We start from the raw sequence: 20,065 nt of genomic DNA on the forward strand, positions 1-20,065 counted from the left end.
CAATTTCTTCAATGAACAGGTTCGAACGACCGCGACTGCCGGGTATGGATAAGGCCCCATGGCCACAATGGACCAGGGGCCTTTGAACTTCAATCATCATAGGTCAGGCCGAAGCCTGCGGACTCACAGAGCCAGCTTGCGACGCAGACCCAGGGTGATGCCGGCAGCCAGGCAGAGGCCAGCGGCGATGGCCAGAGGAGCCGTGGCGTCGGCGCCGGTCTTGGCCAGATTGTTGTTGTTCTTGGCGTCCTTCTTAGCCGGATCCTTGGCTGGATCCTTGGCTGGAGCCTTGTTGTTGTCCTTGGCAGGCTGCTTGGTGTTGTTGTCAACCGGAGCGGTCTGACCAGGCTTGTTAGGCTCGTTGGGAGTGGTCACCTTGGTGTACCTGGCCCTGAAAACAGTGTCTGCGTTGTAGGTGCCACCGGGGACGTAACGGGACCCGCCATTTTCGTTAAACCAACCGTCGAAGGTGTAACCATCGAAGTTGTGAACCGTGGGTTCCTCAGATAGCTTTCCCTCACTATTGGTTTGCATCACGTCCGCGGTGGATTTTTCGATATCTTCCGGATTCATAGTGACGAAAGTGATGTTGTAAGTGATGGGGTTTATCTGGGCGAAGTTAGGATAGAGATCCTCGTCTTGGGTGAAAACATGGGTGTTGAAGTCGATTTTTTGTGAATTTGGGTCATCAGCTGGGCCACCAGATCCATTGATAGACCAGCCATCAGCTTTCGTATTCTGATCGGGCACTATAGGCTCTGGAATCTTGCTGGGATCCAGCTTGCCGCTGGCGTCGGTGTTCAGAGTGGTTGTCTTCTCCTGCCCCTTATCCCCCCGAGGACCATAGGGGTCGTGGAATGTGATTGTGTAAGGAGCGGCCTTGGTCTGGACATTCTTGCTTTCCACAGCCTGGGCCACGGTGGGCAGCAGTGCTAAGCCGCCAGCCAGGGTGGCGCCGGCAGCGAGTACTGCGCATGCGCGTTTGAAACGAACCATGATATTCATTGGTTACCTCTATTTTCTCTATTGTCGGTTGCTCCCCAGATACGTTCATGGGGTGTCCTGCCTTGACACCCCTACCCCTGGGAAACAGGCATCATCGACCAGTCTTTGGCGATAACACGCTACAATTCTAGCGCAGGGAATGGTCATCGGCCGGTCGTAGTTCGAAAATATGTCTTATCTGACGATAAAAGTTTCTCATGTAGAACGATTAACGTCTGCTGAAGGCAGGGTGGCGCCTCGCAGTTGAGCTATTGGAATTCCCCTTTGGCATCTGGGCGCTTATCATCGTGGCAGACGCATGGTCATAGGGATCATGTCAGAGATATTCGAGGAGCGAGCATGGCCGAAGAGGTGGATCGGGCGATGGAGGCATATCCGCGGGCCAAGGCCCGGACCCTGCGGTTTACGTTGGGTGCGCCACGGTCGGCCCTGGCGGTGGGGGACGGTTCGCGGGCCGTATTCCTGCGCTCCGACGGACCTGAAGACCTGGTGACCGGGCTCTGGCTGTCCGTCTTTGACCAGGAAGGCCGCCACCATGAGGTGCTCCTGGCTGACCCAAGGGCCCTGCTGGAGGATGCGGACCAGGAACAGGTGCCGGCCGCCGAGCTGGCCCGCAGGGAGCGCTCGCGAGAGGGCGGCGAGGGCATTGTCGATTACAGCGTGGATGCTGCCGGGGATCGGGTGGTCTTTGCCTTGGGCGGTCGGCTCTGGCTCTCGCTGATAGCCCCCGATGGTCTCACCGCCTCCACGCGGGCTCTGAGCTTGGAAGATAGCGATTCTGCTGTGCTCAATCCCGCCATCAGCCCGGACGGCACTATGGTGGCCTATACCACTGGCGACCGGTTGATGGTGGTCACCATTGGGCAGGATGCCGGGCAGGATCGAGAAAGGGCTGTCCTGGCCCTGCGCCCAGGCACCGATGATCGGATGCGGCTGGGGCTGGCCGAGTTCGTGGCCGGCGAGGAGATGGACCGCTACCAGGGGTTCTGGTGGTCGCCGGATTCCAAGGCGCTGCTGGTCGAGCACACTGATTCCTCTGATGAGCCGATCTGGTACATCAGCGATCCGGCCAATCCCCAGGTCGGGCCGCGCGCCCGGCGGTATCCCCAGGCTCTGACCGCCAACGCCCGCGTCGGACTGAGCCTGGTCCTCCTGGGCCAGGATGACGCCGACCCCTGGGTGGGCGAGGTGGACTGGGACCATCAGGCCTTCGAGTACCTGGCTGTGGTCCGTTGGCAGGACGGGCATCGGCCCCTGCTGCTGGTTCAGAACCGTCGGCAGACCGAGGACAGGATCCTGGATGTGCAGGTGCCGGATGCCCGTCAGGGCTTGGAGCCGGGGCAGAATATGACCCTGCTTGATCCCGAGGCGGCGCCCAAGGTGGCCACCAGGGTGCTGCAGGAGCATGGCAACGACCAGTGGATCGACCTGGTGCCGGGGCTGCCGGCCTACCAGCCCCAGGGCGGGCTGGTGGATGCCTTCATCGATACAGAAGCCGATACCACGCGGCTGCGCCTGGACGGAAAGGTATTCTCTCCTGCTGGCTGCCAGATTCGACAGGTGCTGTCCGTGGAGGACCGCGATGTGCTGGCGGTGGTCTCCACTGACCCCCGCAGCTTCGACCTGATGCGCCTGGGCTATGACGGCTCCATCCATGTGCTCAACCGTCTGCCCGGAGTGTGGTCCGCCTCGCGAGCCGGCCATGGCATCGTGGTCAGCGGCCGGACCATGGCTTCGGCGCAGGGACAAGTGCGCCATTGCTACTTGGGGGCTGATGGAGATCTGGACCGCTTGGGTGCCGAAGGGCTGGGGTTGGTTGGCGAAGCCTGCCCCGACAGCAGCGCTAGGCAGACAGGTGAACCTGTGCGGCCGGAGCATCAGGATCGCCCTGATCGCCGGGCCGTGGACGCCGGTCATATCAATAGCCAGGGAGCCATGAGCGCCGTCCTGGCCGACACCAGCAGCGATCCCGGGTTCACCCCCAACGTGGACTTCGTGCGCATGGGCCAGCACGAGCTGTTCGCAGCCATTGTCAGGCCGTCCGAATCCAGCCCCTACGCCAGCGCCGACAACCTGCCCGTCCTGCTCAAACCCTATGGCGGGCCAGGTGCCCAGCAGGTGGTCTTCAACCAGTCCTACTACTGGGAGTCCCAGTGGTGGGCTGATCAGGGCTTCCTGGTCCTGACCGCCGACGGCCGGGGCACGCCTGGTCGTGGTCCTGCCTGGGATCGAGCCATCTTCGAGGACATGGCCCAGGTGACTCTGGATGACCAGCTTGAGGCTCTGGAGGCCCTGCCGGACTTCGCTCCCGAGGCCGACCTGGGGCATGTGGCCATGATCGGCTGGTCCTATGGCGGCTTCCTGTCGGCCCTATCGGTTCTGCGGGCTCCCGACCGGATTCATGCGGCCTGCGCGGGTGCCCCGCCCACGGACTGGACTCTTTACGACACTCACTACACCGAGCGCTATCTGGGTCTGGACCCGGCCGTTTACCGCCGCAACGGGATCATTGATGACGCCCCCTCGCTGCGTCGCCCGCTGATGCTGATCCATGGGTTTGCGGACGATAACGTTTCGGTGGCCAACACCCTGAGGCTCTCCGGCGCTCTGATGGCGGCCGGCCGTCCCCATACGGTCCTGCCGCTGACTGGCATCACCCACATGACCAATGACGAGACTGTGGCCGAGAACCTGCTTATTCTGCAGCGGGACTTCCTGCGGGAGGCCCTCAAGAACAAGACGGACTGACAGAAAGGCTGCTTGGGCTGACGCTCTGCTGGCGGTTGCTTCCGCTAGATTGGGGTTGTGCATACCCAACGAAAGCCTGACCAGACTCCAGGACCCAATCGCGGATTCCGGCTTCCCCGCAGCTGGGGCCTGGCGGTCTCGGTGCTCTGCCTGGGTCTGTTGGTCGGACTTTCTTCGGGCCTGCTGGCAAGGTTCTTCGAGCTGACTCAGGCCGGTCTACTGGGTTTCACCGAGACTCCGGAGGCTCCCACGGCTGAGGTGGTGCCGCCTATCAGAAGGCTGGTCTCAGTGACCATTGCCGGACTGGTGGCCGGACTGGTCTGGGCCTGGCTGCGGACGAGGAACAGGCTGGTTCCCTCGGTAGGCCAGGCTGTCAAAGGTGCGCCTATGCCCCCGGGACGGACTGTGGTTCATGTGCTTACCCAGATCTTTTTTGTGGCTGCTGGTGGCTCCATAGGCAGGGAGGTGGCCCCTCGCGAGGCCGGGGCCCTTCTGGGCGGTCTCTGGACCAGGATGGGCCGACGGCTGGGGCTGCGTGATCAGGACGGCCCGCTGCTGGTTGCCTCGGCTGCGGGTGCGGGATTCGCCGGTATTTACATTGCGCCTCTGACCGGCGCTTTCTTCGGCATCGAGGTGCTGCTGCGGCGGGTGGATGCCGAAGTGGTGACGGTCAATCTGGCCATGTCGGCCCTGGCCACCCTGGTCGGCGGATCCATCAAGGGGTTCGCCCCTTACTACAAGGTCGGCTCCGAGCCCTTCCATCCCTGGCTCATGGCAGTGGTCCTCCTGATCGGACCGGTCATGGGACTGTTGGGGGCTGGATTCCGGCGGATGACCTCCTGGGCAGAGGTCCATAGGACCAATGGTCCCGCGGCTATCTGGCAGCTGACAGGGGTTGCTCTGTTGACCGGTCTGGTGGCCCTGGCCGTCCCCCAGGTCATGGGCAACGGCCGGGCTCTGGCACAGATGGGCATGGATCAGCGGCTGTCTGCCGGGTTCTCCGGGCTCCAGTTGGCGCAGTCGCTTGCCCTCCTGGCCCTCTTTGCGCTGGCCAAGGCCCTGCTGACCACAGCCACCATCCGTGCCGGGGCTTTCGGCGGCACCCTGACGCCTTCCATAGCCCTGGGATCCGCCATGGGCGCTGTTCTGGGCCTGTTGTTGGCTTGTCTTGTGCCCGGACTGCCGGTCTGGCAGTGTGCCGTGATCGGCGCCGCCTCCCTGCTGGCCGCCTCCCAACAGGCTCCGCTCATGGCCATGGCCATGTTGATGGAGGTCTGCCATCTGCCGGTCATGGCCTTCATGCCCATGGGCCTGGCTGTGGCCCTGTCGATGGCGGTCTCACGTCTGTTCGTGGCCAAGGTATAAACCGTTGTCGGGAGCCCTTGTCGCCCTGATGCTCCGGCCTTGCGTGATGCCGAAAGATTCCGTCCTTACTCATATACGATGAAACCAAGACTGGTCGCGTGTCTGCCCTGCCGCCTCCGGCCTTGCATGAGCATTCACAATCAGCTGACCGGTCTGGGCCAGTAAGGAAGGGTGGCTATACTCAGGCCGGACGTAAGTCCGGGGAGGATGCAGCCAATCCGCGTGGAACAGGCCAGTGCCGTGATCCCCCGGACAGACAAGAAGGAGGTGCCTGGCGGTGAAGACCGTGTTGGCCATCTTCAGGCGAGATCTCTGGCGGATACTGCGCAACCCCGTGGCCCTGGTCGTGACCATCGGCGTGGCCGTGCTGCCCTCCCTCTATGCCTGGTTCAACATCATGGCCCTCTGGGACCCCTATAGCAACGCCAAGAACCTGCCCGTAGCCGTCGTCAGCATGGACCGAGGGGCGCAATCGGCGGAAACCGGCAGGATCAACGCCGGCAGATCGGTCATCCAGGAGCTGCGCGCCAACAAAAGCCTGGGCTGGAAGTTCATGGATGATGACCAGAGAGCCATCGACGAGGTCCACTCGGGCCAGTGCTACGCGGCCATCATCATCCCTGAACGGTTCAGCGCCGACCTGGTCGGCATCGTCGAGGGGACCGGAAACAGACCTGCCCTGAACTATTACGTCAATGAGAAGAAGAACGCCATCGCCCCCAAGGTGACCGACACCGGCGCCTCCACCATCGATCAGGAGATCAACACGGTCTTCGTCTCGGCCGTCAGCGATGCGCTGGCCGGGAAGGTTCTGCAGACCGCCGGCGATGCCCAGGGTGCGGCCGAGCAGAGCCGCAGCCAGGTGGTGGGTGATCTGGGGGACATCATCGGCCAGCTTGACCGGATGGACGGCCAGCTTGACCGGATTGGTTCCACCATGGGCCAGGCCCGGCAGACCGTGGCCGGCTCCAGAAACGACATCAAGAACCTGCAGAGTCAGATATCGGCCACCCAGGCCACCCTGAGCAAGGCCCAGGACCACATGACCAGGACCCGCGATGACAGTCTTCGCTTCTCCTCTGCCCTGAACCAGGCCCTGGCGGACGGGTCGGTACGGCTGTCCAGCGCGGTCACTGATGTGAATACGGTGGCAGGCGGAATCACCGCCGATCTGAACGCCACCCAGGACAAGGTGGACCGGGTCAATTCCGGCCTGAGCCAGCTGGTCGATGCCAACGGGAAGGCCGTGGACCGGCTCCAGTCTGGTCTGGATCAGTCCGGGCTGCATCCCGGGGATCCGGCCTATGAGAGCATCCAGCGGCAGATCGACGATCTGAAAAAGACCAACCAGCAGCAGAAGGCATCCCTGGATGCCTTCAAGAAGAACTCCTCGACGGCCCTGAATTCGGGCAAGCAGGCCGCATCAGACCTGAGCTCGGCCATGACCGACACCGGCGACTCCGGCATCAAGGCCCTGACTGCGGCCAGCCAGAGCCTGACGGGGACCACCATGCCCAACCTCCTTACCGGCCTGGACAACCTCAATGCCTCCAACGGCTCGCTTCAGGGCGCCCTGAGCAGCCTGTCCACTACGGCCGCCCAGACCGACGCCCTGCTGGACCAGCTGGACTCCACCATCGGTCAGGCCCAGTCGACCCTGTCCACCACCAGGACCTCCCTGGCTTCGGTCAGGTCCGACTTGGAGGGGGTTCGCACCGATGTGGCGGCGCTGGGGTCCTCGGCCGCCTGGAACCGGATGTCCCAGACCCTGGGGTTGAGCCCGGAATCCTTCGGGAAGGCCATGGCCTCGCCGGTTGAGCTGGCCTCGCACACGGTCTACCCGGTAAGCAACTACGGATCATCCGTGGCGCCCTTCTATACCAATCTGGCCCTCTGGGTGGGCGGGTTCATCCTGATAGCCATCTATAAGCTGGAGGTCGACAAGGAGGGCATCCGCAAGTGCACCGCCACCCAGGCCTACCTGGGCCGCTGGCTTCTGCTGGTCTTCGTCGGCTTCTTCCAGGCGCTGATCGCTACAGTGGGCGACCTGATGCTGGGCATCCAATGCCAACAGCCGGCCCTGTTCGTCCTGGCCGGGGTCTTCGCCTCCTTCGTCTACATCAACATCATCTATGCCCTGGCCGCCTCCTTCAGGCATATCGGCAAGGCCCTGGCCGTGGTTCTGGTCATCCTGCAGATACCTGGCTCATCGGGCATGTATCCCATCGAGATGATGCCTGACTTCTTCCGCAATCTGAATCCCTGGCTGCCCTTCACCTACGGGATCAATGCCATGCGCGAGACCATCGGCGGCATGTACGGCAACCACTACTGGCAGGATATGCTCCACGTCTTCTGGTACCTTCCGGTGGCCCTGCTGATCGGACTGGTGGTGCGGCGGTACCTGCTCAACCTGAATGCCCTCTTCGACCGGCGGCTGGGCGCCACCGACCTGATGCTGACCGAGCAGAACCATTCTGCCGACCGTCGTCTGAGCCTGGGCAGCCTGGCCCGCTCCATCCTGGGCGAGGGCGACTACCGTGCCGTCATAAGGCGGCGGGCGCATCGCTTCCTGGCCCTCTATCCAACGCTGATCCGGGCTGGTCTGGTCCTGGTCCTGCTGCCGGTGCTCTTCCTTATCCTGCTGTTCAGCACCGAGGCCAAGATCATCATGCTGATCGCCTGCATCGCCTCCATCGTCCTGATCGACGCCTACCTGATCATCGTCGAGTACATTTGCGACGGCTATGTGCAGCAGCTGGGTCTGACCGAGCGTCCCGGCTTGGACTTCCACACCCTGATCCGCCCGCGCAGGCAGGGTCCCTCGGCCGTGACCAGGCTGACCACGGCTGTGCGCGAATCAGTCATGAACCACGATGAGGAGGGCGCTCCCGAGGATGGTGATCGCCGATGAGGAACATATGGAGGATCCTGCGCAAGGACCTGGCCGATGCCACCAGCAACGTCATCGCCATCATCGTCCTGATGGGCCTGATCATCGTCCCGGCCCTCTATGCCTGGTTCAACATCGCCGCCAGCTGGGACCCCTACAAGAACACCAAGGCCATCAAGGTGGCCGTGGCCAATACCGATAAGGGGTACAAGTCCGACCTGATTCCGGTCAGGATCAACGTGGGGGAGACGGTCACCAGCACCCTGCGGGCCAACGACCAGCTGGACTGGAGGTTCGTCAACCGCGACCAGGCCCTGGATGGGGTGCGCTCAGGCGAGTACTACGCCGCCATCGTCATCCCCAAGAATTTCAGCGCGGACATGATGACCCTCTTCTCGCAGGATGTGAAGCACGCCAACCTTGAGTACTACCTAAACGAGAAGAAGAACGCCATCGCCCCCCATGTCACCGAGCAGGGGGCCGACACCGTGGCCACGACCATCGACAAGACCTTCGTCAAGACCGTGGGGCAGGTGGGGATCGACCTGGCCAGCCAGGTTTTCACATACTCGCAGAGCCCCCAGGTGCAGGATTATCTGACCAGGACGACCGGCCACATCGACCAGATGTCGCAGCGGCTGACCACTGCTTCCAGCCAGGTGAATGCCTATGCGGGCCTTCTGGAATCCTCCGGAAAGATGATCGACTCCACTGGCCGGATTCTGGGCCGGTCCGACTCCGCCATGGCCGATGCCAGGAAGGCCCTGAACCAGGGAACCAAGGGGTCCAAGGATCTGGGCAAGTCCCTCTCCGGATCGGCCCAGGCGGTCGACGCCGCCCTTGACCAGGCCTCGGGCGCCTATGACACCATCGGCTCCAAGATCGACGACGCCTTCGACAAGGTGGGCCAGCAGAGCGATGCAGTCAGTAGCCAGCTGAACGATCTGAGCCAACGGATCAGAGACTCGGCGGCCGACTATGACGGGATGATCGCCAGCCTGGAGAATCTGCGCAGCACTGTGGAATCCGATGCCAATCTGACAGCGGACCAACGCCAGGCTCTTCTGACCGCCATCGATCAGGCCCAGGCCGGAATGCGCACAGCCCAAGCGGCCCAGCGCGACCTGGCCGACCGGATCAGCCAGGCCTCCCGGACGGCCAAGGAGGGCAAGGACAAGCTGGGCGGTCAGCGACAGGATCTGAAGAACAGGATCGCCCAGGCCCGCGCCTCGGTGGACCAGGTCCGCACCCAGTACCGCAAGGATCTGAAGCCCCGCCTGGACGACCTGGCCTCCTCCATGGACACCGTGGTCACCTCGACCGACCGGCTGCTGACGGGTCTGGATGGAACCGTCAAGGGCGTCTCCGGGCTGACGGGCCCTATGACCAATGACATCAGCCAGGCCAAGGACCAACTAGGGGAGATCTCCCAGCGTCTGGACCAGGCCTCCAAGCGGCTGACCGACCTGGGGGGACACCTGACCCAGGCTTCTCAGGGCAAGGATACGCAGGAGGTCAAATCCCTGCTGAGCGGGGATTCCGAAACCCTGGCCGCACTTCTGTCCTCGCCGGTCGGCATCCATCGGCATGCGGTCTTCCCTGTCATGAATTACGGGTCGGCCATGACCCCCTTCTACACCATTCTCTCCATCTGGGTGGGTGCCACCATTCTGGCTGCCATGATGAAGGTGGCCCTGTCCGACAAGAAGAAGGCCTTCGTCCTGCACCTGGACTCCCTGCAGGATGCCTGGAAGAGGGCCGACGACCTGGATGAGGACTCCGAGGGCCGCCGCTCCTGGGGAGCCTTCCGCCCCGAGTCGCCAGGCAACGCCCGCCGCTTCGGCCTTCAGCTCTATCAGGAGTATTTCGGCAGGTTCGCGGTCTTCGCCCTGCTGGCCATCCTCCAGGGCTGCCTGATCGCCCTGGGAGACCTCTTCTACCTGAAGGTCCAGTGCGTCCATCCGCTGATGTTCGTGCTGGTGGCGGTCTTCGCCTCCTTCGTCTTCATGAACCTGATCTACACCCTGGTCGTCTCTTTCGGGGACATCGGCAAGGCCATCGCCGTCATCCTCCTGGTCATGCAGGTGGCTGGCTCGGGCGGCACCTTCCCCATGGAGACCCTGCCCGGCTTCTTCCAGGGGGTCTATCCCTTCCTGCCCTTCGTTCACGCCATCGGAGCCATGCAGTCGGCCGTTGCCGGAGCCTATGGCATGGAGTTCTGGCGGGAGATGGCCACGCTGGCTCTCTTCCTGGTGCCTTCTCTGCTGCTGGGGCTGGTCCTGCGCAAGCCCGTCATCCGCTTCAATGACTGGATCGTCAGAAACCTCGAGAGCACCCGGCTCATGTAGGGCCGAGTCCAACAGAAGGTGGTATAGGGTGAGAGCATGAGCGTCCAACTGGTTGAGGAGCGCCGCTACGACCAAATCATGAAGGATCGCGTCCTTCCTGACCTGGCCTCCTGTCGCAGTGATGGATGGATGATCTCCCATGACGGCGGCGAGGACGGGGGAACCTTGTTGGACAAGGCCCATCTCGGCGGCGTGGACCCCTCCCGGCTCCTGCATTACGTCTGTTATGACAGGACGCTGTTTCGCCAAGGTGCGGTGGAGTCCGGCTCGGCTCGTGTGCGCGGGGCCGTAATCATCTCCTTCGGTTTTTCGGAATTCGCCGACAAGTATCAGGAAATGGCCTGGTACTTCCTGATGCAGGGGTATTCCGTCTGTATTCCCGAGCATTGGGGGCACGGTTTCTCCGGCCGTGGTGTGAACGATCCCAGCCTGATCTGGGTGGATCATTGGCAGCGGTATGTGGCGGATCTGGCCGCCTTCTGCTCACAGGTGGGCCAGCAGTATGCCCAGGACAATCCCATGATGCTCTATGCCCACTCCATGGGCGGCGGCGTGGCTGCGCGGATGCTGGAAACCTTCCCCTCGCTTATCGATAAGGCGGTCCTGTCATCGCCCATGATTGCGCCGCGGACCGGGTTCATGCCCTCGGTGGCCTGGACGGCGACAAACGCCGCCTGCATGATGGGCCGTTCGCGCAGCATGGCTCCGGGGTTCGGCCCATTCCGCCCCGAGCTGGACATGGGCAAGTACCCCAATGGCAGTCAGACTCGGGTGGCCTGGACCCATAAGTTGCGGGCCAAGGAGCTGCATTACCAGACCAGCGCCGCCACCTTCGGCTGGGTAAGGGAGAGCCTGGAGATGAGCCGGGCCATACTGCGTCCCGACCGGTGCAGTCGAGTGGAGACGCCCATACTGCTTTTCCAGGCTCAGCCCGACCGGTTTGTGCTGCCGATGCCCCAGAACCGTTTTGTCGACCAGGTCCAGCAGGGCGGCTGCCAAGCCACGCTGGTACGCATCCCGGGCAGTATGCACGAGCTCTACCAGATGCCCGACAAGGTTCTGAGGCCTTACTTGGAGCGCATCTTCGACTTTTTCGACCAGCCCTGGCGGCTCGCTGACGACCGCTGATCAGACGAAGAACGTACAATTTTACTTGTTGAGCACCTTCTCCGGGTCGGCGTCGAAGGTATTGACGCAGTTCTGCGAGCAGAAGTAGTAGGTCTTGCCCTGGTAGTCGCGCTTGGCGGCGGCAGTGTTGGGGTCGATGGTCATGCCGCAGACCGGGTCGGTGACCTTGCCCGTTGTTGCCTGATCCTGCTGCATGTCGTCATGATGATGGAAGAGTCCCATCTCGTTTCCTTTCTCTTGGTTGTGTTCTTGGTGGGTGGAAATACTGAGGTCCCTGGTCAGGGCATCCATGTCGATTGGCCTGGCCTCCTTGATTGGCCTGGCCTTCAGGGGCGTGTGCCGCAGCCGGTTGGCATTGAGCACCACAGACAGGGAGGAGAAGGCCATGGCTGCGCCGGCGATCATGGGGTTGAGCAGGAGGCCGATGAAGGGGTAGAGCACGCCGGCGGCGATGGGGATGCCCAGGCCGTTGTATCCGAAGGCGAACCAGAGGTTCTGGTGAATGTTGCGCATGGTCGCTGCTGAGAGGTCAATGGCCTTGACGGCCGCGTTCAGATCACCCGAGACCAGGGTCACGTCGGCGGACTCGATGGCCACGTCCGTTCCGGTGCCGATGGCCATGCCCAGGTCGGCCTGGGCCAGGGCTGGGGCGTCGTTGATGCCGTCGCCGATCATGGCCACCTTGTGCCCCTGGGTCTGAAGGGCCCTGACGATGCTCGCCTTGTCCTCGGGATGGATCTGTGCCACCACCCGGGTGACACCCACCTGGCTGCCGACCTGCTCGGCGGTGCCTTGGTTGTCACCGGTCAGCATGATGGTCTGGATGCCGCGTTCGTTCATGTCGTGGATGGCCTGCTTGGACCCGGACTTGACCTGGTCGGTCACGGCCAGGACCCCGGCAAGCCTGCCGTCGATGGCTACGAAGATGGTCGTGCGGCCCTGATCTTCCCAGCTGCGGACAGTGTCGAAGAGGGATTGCGCACCTGCCTGGTTCGCTGTTTCGTTCTCCAGTTCGATTCCCTTGCCCTCGAGTAGTCTGCGGTTGCCGACAAGGACATGCGAAGTGCCCTTGCTTCCTTCGAAAGATCCGGAGGGGAAGGTCGCATCGATGCCGGCGCCGGTGACCGAGTCGAAGTCTTTGGCCGGGACCAGCTCCAGGTTGCGGTCTTTGGCGGCCTGGACGATGGCCTGGGCCAGAGGGTGTTCGGAATTGTTCTCGGCGCTCGCGGCCGCTCTTATCAGCAGGTCCTCATCCATTCCCTGCACGCTCAGGGCATCGGCCAGTTCAGGCCGGCCCTGAGTGATGGTGCCGGTCTTGTCAAGGACGATGGTGTCGACGTCATGCGCCCCCTGCAGGGCCTCCGCCGACCGGTAGAGCACGCCGGCACGGGCGCCGCGTCCGGTGCCGATCGTCACGGACAGGGGGGTGGCCAGGCCCAAAGCGCAGGGGCAGGCGATGACCAGGACGGAGACCGCCGCCACGATTCCATATACGCCACGGGGCATGGGGCCGAACACCCACCAGGCTACGAAGGTCCAAAGCGCTACCAGGATGACTCCGGGGATGAAGATTGACGATATCCGGTCGGCCAGCTTCTGGATGGGTGCTTTGGATGTCTGGGCCGTCTTGACCAGGCGGATGATCTGGGCCAGAACCGTGTCCTGTCCTACTTGGGTGGCCCTGTAGCGCAGGGAGCCTGTGCCATTGACGGTGGCTCCGACAAGGGAATCACCCTCCTGCTTGAGGACGGGTATAGGCTCACCGGTCACCATGGATTCGTCCACTGAGGATGAACCGGAGATGACCTGGCCGTCCACCGGCAACTTCTCGCCTGGATGGACCTGAATCACGTCTCCGACGGCCACATCGTCGACAGCGATCTCCTGGGTGGTCTCCCTGCCGTCCTGGTCGGTCCTCACCACGGTGGCGGTCTTGGGCCTCAGTCCGACAAGGGCGCGGATGGCATCGCCGGTGCCGCGCCGGGCCCGTGCCTCCAGGATCTGGCCGAGAATCATCAGGGTGATGATGGTGCCTACGGCCTCGTAGTAGGGTTCGCGGCTTCCCTCAGGCAGGAGTTGCGGGGCCACGGTGACCACCAGTGAATAGAGGAAGGCCGTGGCAGTGCCCAGGGCGACCAAGGAGTTCATCTCCGGAGCCCGGTGTGCCAGGGCCAGCCATCCGGTGCGGTGGATGGGCCAGCCCGAGTAGAACATCACCGGCAATATCAGGACCAGCTGGACCCAGGGGTTCATCAGAATGTGGGGCATGGGTAGGAACATGCCGAACATGGCCGGGATGAAGACCGGGAGCGTGAAGACCAAGGCCACGATGAATCGCCTGGTCAGGTCACGGATTTCTGCCGTGCGCTCCTGATCCGCCTCGTCCTGGTCGCTGCCGCCAGTGGTCTGAGTGGGTTTGGCGGATTCGGCTTGTGGACGCTCGCTTTGTGGCTGGCTACCTTGTTCTTGTTCGGGCTGCGTCTCAGCGCTGCCGGTGGTAGGTCCGTCGGTGGCCCGGAGCATTCCGTGGAGCATGTTCATCCCGCAGGCGAAGGGGTAGTCGCCGGCCTTGGGCGGGGTCAGCTGGACGGTCGAGGTCTGGAAGGCGGGCAGGGTCTTGTCAATGTTGAAGTCGTTGAAGACCACGTGCGAGGAGCATTCCCCGCTCTCCTGGCGGTCGAAGATCAGTTTGACCGGTCGTCCGGCCTGGACCTGGATCAGCTGAGGGCTGTATCCGCCCTTGACTGTGATGTGGACGGTCTGGACGCCGCCCTCGTCCTTGGCCTGGGTGGCCTTTCTGGGCGCGAAGAAGTACCAGATGATGCCCGCCGTGATGGCCAGGGCTGCGATGAGGACCAGGATGCTGCTCATGTGGCTCACTATACCCCCCAGGGGTATACTGATAGTGAATTTCGAGATGGGTTTCATGGGAACGGGTCGGTCCCGGTTCCGCCATGAAGGCCATGGAATTAACAGGAATGGAGTAAACCTTGCCCGGATATGCCAACGACAAAAAGCGGACCATCACCAGACTCCGGCGTGTCGAGGGCCAGGTCAGGGCCATTGAGCAGATGGTCGAGTCGGACATCTACTGCATCGACATCCTCACCCAGATCGCCGCCTCGACCAGCGCCCTGAAGTCGGTGGCTCTGACCCTGTTGGACGACCACATGAACCACTGCGTCCGTGAGGCTGCCGAAAAGGGAGGCGAGGAGGCCGACGAGAAGATGCAGGAGGCTTCCGATGCCATTGCCCGCCTGGTCCGCTCCTAGCAACCCTCGTCAGGCAGGCCTAAGCCACCCCGGAATAGCAGTCCATAAGCAACGGGTATAGGCATTCTTCCGGGAATCGCTGGACTTCCGTCTCTTTCCTGTTAGATTGAACCCAACCCCGGGCCGTTCGGTCCTGGGGAGGAGAGCTCAATGAGGGAGAGGCAATGTCGGAAACAGGTTGGGATTGGGCGGCCCTGATAGTGGTCGTCATTCTCTTTGCAGGGCTGGCCCTGCTGAGCAGGAAGACCAAGGTCAACTTCAGTTGGCGGGTCATCATAGCGACGGTGCTGGGAATCCTGGTGGGTGTGGGCTTCTCCGGTCACACGACCTATGTGGGGGCATTCGGCAACGTCTGGTCCGAGGTCATTTCGGCCCTGGTGGTACCCCTCCTGCTTTTCAGCATCATCGCCAGCATCAGCCGCATCGGCGGGTCAGGTCGGCTGAAGAACATCAGTGTGAAGACCATCGTTCTGCTCCTGGTCAACACCTTCACAGCCGCCGTGATCGCCCTGGTTCTGGGGCTGATCTTCCAGGTCGGCAAGGGGTTCAACCAGGCCTTGCCCAAGGGGGCCAAGCCTCACGAGGTGCCGGGAGTGCTCGATACCCTGGTCGGTCTCTTCCCATCGAACCTGGCGGAAAACTGGGCCCAGAACCAGGTCATTCCTGTCGTGATCTTCGCCATCCTTCTGGCGGTCTCTCTGAACAAGGCCGCCTCCACCCCGCGCGGCGAGCAGAGTGTGGCCCCCTTCAAGGCTTTCGTTGAAGCCGGCAATGTGGTCCTGTCCAAGGCCACTCAAATCGTGGTTGGTTTCACCCCCTATGCGGTCCTGTCCTTGATTGCAGCCGCCATCGGTCGCAGCAACCTGAAAAGCCTTCTGCCCCTACTGGCAGTTCTCTTGGTGGCCTACCTGGGCCTGGCCATTCAGCTCTTCCTGGTCCAACCCCTGATTCTGGCTCTGGTCGGCCGGGTCAATCCTCTGCCCTTCTTCCGCTCACTTTGGCCGGCGGGCGTGGTGGCCTTCACCTCCGAGAGCAGCATCGGCACCATTCCTGTCACGGTCCGTCAGCTGCGCTCCGCCGGCGTTCCCGAGGAGACGGCCTCCTTCGTGGCCAGTCTGGGAGCCAATCTGGGCATGCCCGGATGCGCCGGACTCTGGCCCGTTCTGCTGGCGGTCTTCGCCATCAATGCTCAGGGGATTCCTTACTCTCCCCTGCGCTTCGCCCTCCTGATCGTCTTTGCTCTGGTGGTTTCCGTGGGGACGGTGGGCGTGCCCGGCACAGCTACAATCACCGCCACCTCCCTCTTCACGGCGGCTGGACTGCCCGTACCCTTCATCGCTATCATGCAACCTATTTCCCAGATTGTGGATATGGGCCGCACACTGGTGAACGTGGCTGGTGCAGCTAATACGGCTGTCATTGTGGCCAGGACCGAGAATGAACTGGACCTTGACCTCTACAAGGGTCGCAAGGTCTTCGACGACCAGGATATTGAATGACATCGAATGACTGGTCTCTATAACATTGCAAGCCGTATGGTCAGACAGCAGGCGGCAAGAGGATGAACCAGCCTGTCCGGACCTGTAGCTGTTGGGATATCGAGTAGTCCGAACAGCCACGGTTGCCATCGGACCAATAAAAAATGTCTTCGACCGACATCAGTCAGCCGAAGACATATTCATTTCTTCGTGCGAACGGAGGGAGTTGAACCCTCACGAGCATCAGCTCACTGCCACCTGAAGACAGCGCGTCTACCATTCCGCCACGTTCGCAGACAACTGGAAAGGTTAGCACGGTTGTCTGCGCGGCGCAATAATGGCGTGTTTTGGTTCAGCCCTTGGATCCGTGGGCGTAGAACCGGGCCAGGGTCTCCTTCTTGTACTCGTCGAAGTAGCCGCCGTCGATGGATTGGCGGATTTCGTCCAGTAGCCTGACAAAGAAGCGTTCGTTGTGGATGGTGGCCAGGGTGTAGCCGTTGAGCTCATGGGCGCGAAGCAGATGGTCGATGTAGGCCCGGGAATAGTGGGTGCAGGTGTAGCAGTCGCAGTCCTCTTCGATGGGTCTGAAATCGGTCTTGAACTGGGCGCGCTTGATGTTCCAACGGCCGTCGCGGGTGAAGACGGCTCCGTTGCGGCCGCAGCGCGCCGGGGATACGCAGTCGAAGGTGTCTCCGCCGTTCTCCACGCCTGCAAAGATGTCGTCCACAGCGGCGATGCCCAGCACATGCCTGGGTCGGGATTCGGGCATTTCGTCGCAGATCCAGGCGCAGGTCTGCCCCAGCAGCCGTTTCTCTATGGCGCCCCCGATGCCCACACCGTCGAAGTCCAGGGAGGCGATCTGGCGGGCGGCGCGTCTTCGGAGGTCCTCATAGTTGGCCCCCTGCACCACGCCGAACAGGGCCTGGTAGGGCTTGCCGGTCCGCGCCTGGGTCAGCCTGTGGTGCTCCTCCACGCAGCGTTTGGCCCAACGGAAGGTGCGCTCCACTGACTGCTCCTGGTAGGTGCGGGTGTTCATCAGGGTGGTCAGCTCGTCGAAGGAGAACATGATGTCGGCGCCGATGCGGTGCTGGATGCCCATGGAGATCTCGGCCGAAAAGCGGTGCCGGTCGCCGTTGAGCGGGGACTTGAAGGTGACCCCGTCCTCGTCCACGAAGGCCAGGCGCTCCTTGCCTTCGGCGATCACCTGGTCCGACTTCATGCCGGTCACGTCCATGGCCAGGGTCTTCTTGAAGCCAGCCCCCAGCGAGAGCACCTGAAAACCGCCCGAGTCGGTGTAGGTGGGGCCGTCCCAGTTCATGAACCGGGCCAGGCCTCCGGCTTGGTCCAGGATGTCGGGGCCGGGGCGTTCGAACAGGTGGAAGGCGTTGGCCAGAAGGACCTGGGCGCCCAGCTGCCGCATCTGCTCGGGCAGGACGGCCTTCATGGCCGCCTGGGTGGCTACGGGAATGAATGCGGGGGTGTGGATGTCTCCGTGAGGAGTGTGGATGATGCCGGTGCGGCCGTAGCGGCGGCCATTGCGTCCCAGGCCTTCCGGGCTGTCAGGCAGGCGGTTCAGGGTTTCGAATGAGAATTCGGCGCGGTCGCCGGGTCGCCCCGGCGTGGCTCCCAGCGGGTTGGTGATCAGGCTCATGGCTCCACTGTATCCAAGACATCCAACCGCCCATCTGCCGCCCTGTGTACAGTCGATGTGACTTTCATGCAATGTCCAGACAACATTCAGTGTTTCGGCTCTAGACTTGGAAGCAATGCATGCGAGGACCCGCTTCGCCTGTCAGCCGGAAACAGCAAAAAGCGCGGGCGACGGGGTAGATTGACAAGCGTGACCGAATAGCAGGCAGCGGCATCGATCCGAAGGAGCAGAAATGGCTGAAGAGCACAAGGCCGACCCCTGGAGGGGCGGCGATGACGGTCAGTCCTGGCAGCCAAGCCACATCGAGCGCGGGGCCGCCGATCAAGAGCAGGAGACGGGAGCTTCCGCAAACCAGACCGACTCTGCTCAAGTCCCTGCGACAGAAGAAGGGGACCAGCAGACCCGGGCCTGGGACCAGAGGCCCACGACCCCCATTGCCATGCCTGGTGGCGATGCACAGTCCACGACCACGGAAAACGGGTCGAATGACGGTAGCGGCACCGGGACTTCATCCTCCTCTTCCAGTGGCTCGGCCACGGGGCAGGATGCGCAGACGCAGCAGCAGCCTTACTATCGGCCTGCGCCCGAGTATGGCGCCTATGCTCCCGCAGGATCACGTCCGCCTGCCAACAATCAGGGTCAGCAGCAGCCCAATCAGCAGCCCAACCAGGGATATGGCTCCGGTCCTCAGCAGGGCTTCTTCGGACAGTATGGACAGCCAGGCCAGTTCGGTCAGAATGGCCAGAATGGCCAGCCCCGTCAGAATGCCGGCCAGAACCCCCAGGGTGGCCGACCCTCCGGCCAGGGTCCCTATCCGCCCTTCGGATCCGGCGGTCCCAACGGCAGGCCCGGTCCTGCCAACAACGTCAGCAGCAACTTGAGCGGCACGGGCAAGTACGTCTTCACCGCCGTGGTGGCCGCCCTGGTGGCCGCAGCCCTCATGCTGGGCCTGGGCTGGGCGGCTCTGTCCAACGGATGGATCACCCTGCCCTCGTCCTCCTCACTCAGTGGGGTCTCCTCCAACTCCTCTGGCCAGGGTACGGCCAAGGTCGAGGGCGGGCAGGCTCCTGACTGGCAGGGCATCAGCAAGCAGGTCTCCGAGTCCGTGGTCTCCATCCAGGTGCAGACCAAGAGCGGTGTGGGAGCCGGATCGGGTGCGGTCTTCGACACCCAGGGCCATGTGGTCACCAACAACCACGTGGTCGATGGCGCCCAGGAGATTCACGTCACCCTCTCCAATGGGCAGATGTACACGGCCAAGGTGGTCGGCACTGACACCACAGCCGATCTGGCCATTCTCAGCCTGGACCAGGCGCCCTCCGACCTGAAGCCTGTGAAGTTCGCTGACTCCGAGAAGCTGGCTGTGGGCGAGAACGTCATGGCCATCGGCAACCCCCTGGGCTACGAGAACACGGCCACCACCGGCATCGTCTCGGCTCTGAACCGCCCGGTCTCGGTCATGGACGAGAGCAACAACAACCCCATAGTGACCAACGCGGTCCAACTGGATGCGGCCATCAACCCCGGCAACTCGGGCGGCCCCACCTTTAACGCGGCTGGCGAGGTCATCGGGATCAACTCCTCCATCGCATCCATGGCTTCTTCCAAGTCTGAAGCAGGGTCCATCGGCATCGGATTCGCCATCCCATCCAACCTGGTCAAGCGGATCGCCGATGAGATCATCAAGGACGGCAAGGCCAAGCACGTCTCCCTGGGTGTCACCATTCAGAGCAGCACGGCCCAGGCAGACGGAGTTACCCGTGGCGGCGCCAAGGTCACCAATGTGGTTTCGGGCTCTCCGGCTGACAAGGCCGGCATCAAGGTCGGAGACACCATTGTGGCCTTCAATGGCCATGCGGTCAACAACAACTACTCCCTGCTGGGCTTCGTCCGGGCTGCCGCCTTCGGCGACTCAGTCAAGATTACCGTGGTACGCGACGGCAAGACCGCCGAGGTGAACGCCACCCTGGACAGCGAGGAGCAGACCGTTCAGGGCAAGCCCAGGACCAACAGGAAGAACTCGGACGGCAGTGGCCAGGACGGCGACTCCGATCAGGGTGGTTCGGGCGACGACGATGACTCCATGGATCCCTTCCGTTTCTTCTTCGGGCAGTGATCCAGGACTGAACCCAGGGGCCGCATCCGTCACTTTGGCGGGTGCGGCCCCTTGTCATACT

At 62.7% G+C, this 20,065-nt stretch carries 11 protein-coding genes and 1 tRNA gene; 8 read left to right on the top strand and 4 right to left on the bottom strand.

Annotated features, from left to right (window positions below):
• Window positions 1–123 precede the first annotated feature (123 nt).
• Window positions 124–996, bottom strand: a complete 873-nt coding sequence (locus tag AACP62_RS07965) for an LPXTG cell wall anchor domain-containing protein (RefSeq protein WP_339347588.1) — start codon at window positions 994–996, stop codon at window positions 124–126.
• A gap of 348 nt (window positions 997–1,344) precedes the next feature.
• On the opposite strand from AACP62_RS07965, the gene AACP62_RS07970 reads away from it, so the two are divergent.
• The 5 genes from AACP62_RS07970 to AACP62_RS07990 all read left to right on the top strand — a co-directional run bounded on the left by AACP62_RS07970 (window position 1,345) and on the right by AACP62_RS07990 (window position 11,487).
• The gene (locus AACP62_RS07970) at window positions 1,345–3,753 is read left to right on the top strand and encodes a S9 family peptidase (protein ID WP_339347589.1); all 2,409 of its coding nucleotides are present in this window, start codon (window positions 1,345–1,347) and stop codon (window positions 3,751–3,753) included.
• 57 nt (window positions 3,754–3,810) lie between these two features.
• Window positions 3,811–5,118, top strand: a complete 1,308-nt coding sequence (locus AACP62_RS07975) for a chloride channel protein (RefSeq protein WP_339347591.1) — start codon at window positions 3,811–3,813, stop codon at window positions 5,116–5,118.
• Between the two features lie 277 nt (window positions 5,119–5,395).
• Entirely contained in the window at window positions 5,396–8,032 is a 2,637-nt protein-coding gene (locus tag AACP62_RS07980) for a YhgE/Pip family protein (RefSeq protein WP_339347593.1), read from the top strand.
• Window positions 8,029–10,359, top strand: coding sequence for a YhgE/Pip family protein (locus AACP62_RS07985; RefSeq protein ID WP_339347595.1), 2,331 nt, complete (start codon window positions 8,029–8,031; stop codon window positions 10,357–10,359). The genes AACP62_RS07980 and AACP62_RS07985 overlap by 4 nt, the downstream gene beginning before the upstream one ends.
• Window positions 10,360–10,395: 36 nt before the next feature.
• A complete protein-coding gene (locus AACP62_RS07990; protein ID WP_339347596.1) occupies window positions 10,396–11,487 on the top strand; it encodes an alpha/beta fold hydrolase in 1,092 nt (363 codons plus the stop codon).
• Between the two features lie 21 nt (window positions 11,488–11,508).
• Here the strand turns inward: AACP62_RS07990 and AACP62_RS07995 are convergent, their stop codons facing one another.
• Window positions 11,509–14,358, bottom strand: coding sequence for a heavy metal translocating P-type ATPase (locus tag AACP62_RS07995; RefSeq protein ID WP_339347598.1), 2,850 nt, complete (start codon window positions 14,356–14,358; stop codon window positions 11,509–11,511).
• A gap of 119 nt (window positions 14,359–14,477) precedes the next feature.
• Here AACP62_RS07995 and AACP62_RS08000 point away from each other — a divergent pair, with 119 nt between their 5' ends.
• Together AACP62_RS08000 and AACP62_RS08005 are read left to right on the top strand one after the other, a co-directional pair.
• Window positions 14,478–14,759 carry a metal-sensitive transcriptional regulator gene (locus AACP62_RS08000; RefSeq protein WP_339347600.1) on the top strand — a complete coding sequence of 94 codons (282 nt, stop codon included), beginning with the start codon at window positions 14,478–14,480 and terminating at the stop codon, window positions 14,757–14,759.
• A gap of 164 nt (window positions 14,760–14,923) precedes the next feature.
• Complete coding sequence (locus AACP62_RS08005) at window positions 14,924–16,258, top strand: dicarboxylate/amino acid:cation symporter (RefSeq protein ID WP_339347602.1); 1,335 nt, start codon at window positions 14,924–14,926, stop codon at window positions 16,256–16,258.
• Between the two features lie 190 nt (window positions 16,259–16,448).
• On the opposite strand, the gene AACP62_RS08010 is transcribed toward AACP62_RS08005, so the two are convergent.
• Window positions 16,449–16,531: transfer RNA gene (locus tag AACP62_RS08010), tRNA-Leu, on the bottom strand.
• A gap of 58 nt (window positions 16,532–16,589) precedes the next feature.
• Complete coding sequence (gene tgt / locus AACP62_RS08015) at window positions 16,590–17,888, bottom strand: tRNA guanosine(34) transglycosylase Tgt (protein ID WP_339347603.1); 1,299 nt, start codon at window positions 17,886–17,888, stop codon at window positions 16,590–16,592.
• A gap of 232 nt (window positions 17,889–18,120) precedes the next feature.
• Here tgt and AACP62_RS08020 point away from each other — a divergent pair, with 232 nt between their 5' ends.
• Window positions 18,121–20,004, top strand: coding sequence for a S1C family serine protease (locus AACP62_RS08020; protein ID WP_339347605.1), 1,884 nt, complete (start codon window positions 18,121–18,123; stop codon window positions 20,002–20,004).
• Window positions 20,005–20,065: the final 61 nt, after the last annotated feature.

The sequence above is a fragment of the Bifidobacterium apis genome, assembly GCF_036986835.1.
GTDB lineage: Bacteria > Actinomycetota > Actinomycetes > Actinomycetales > Bifidobacteriaceae > Bombiscardovia > Bombiscardovia apis_A.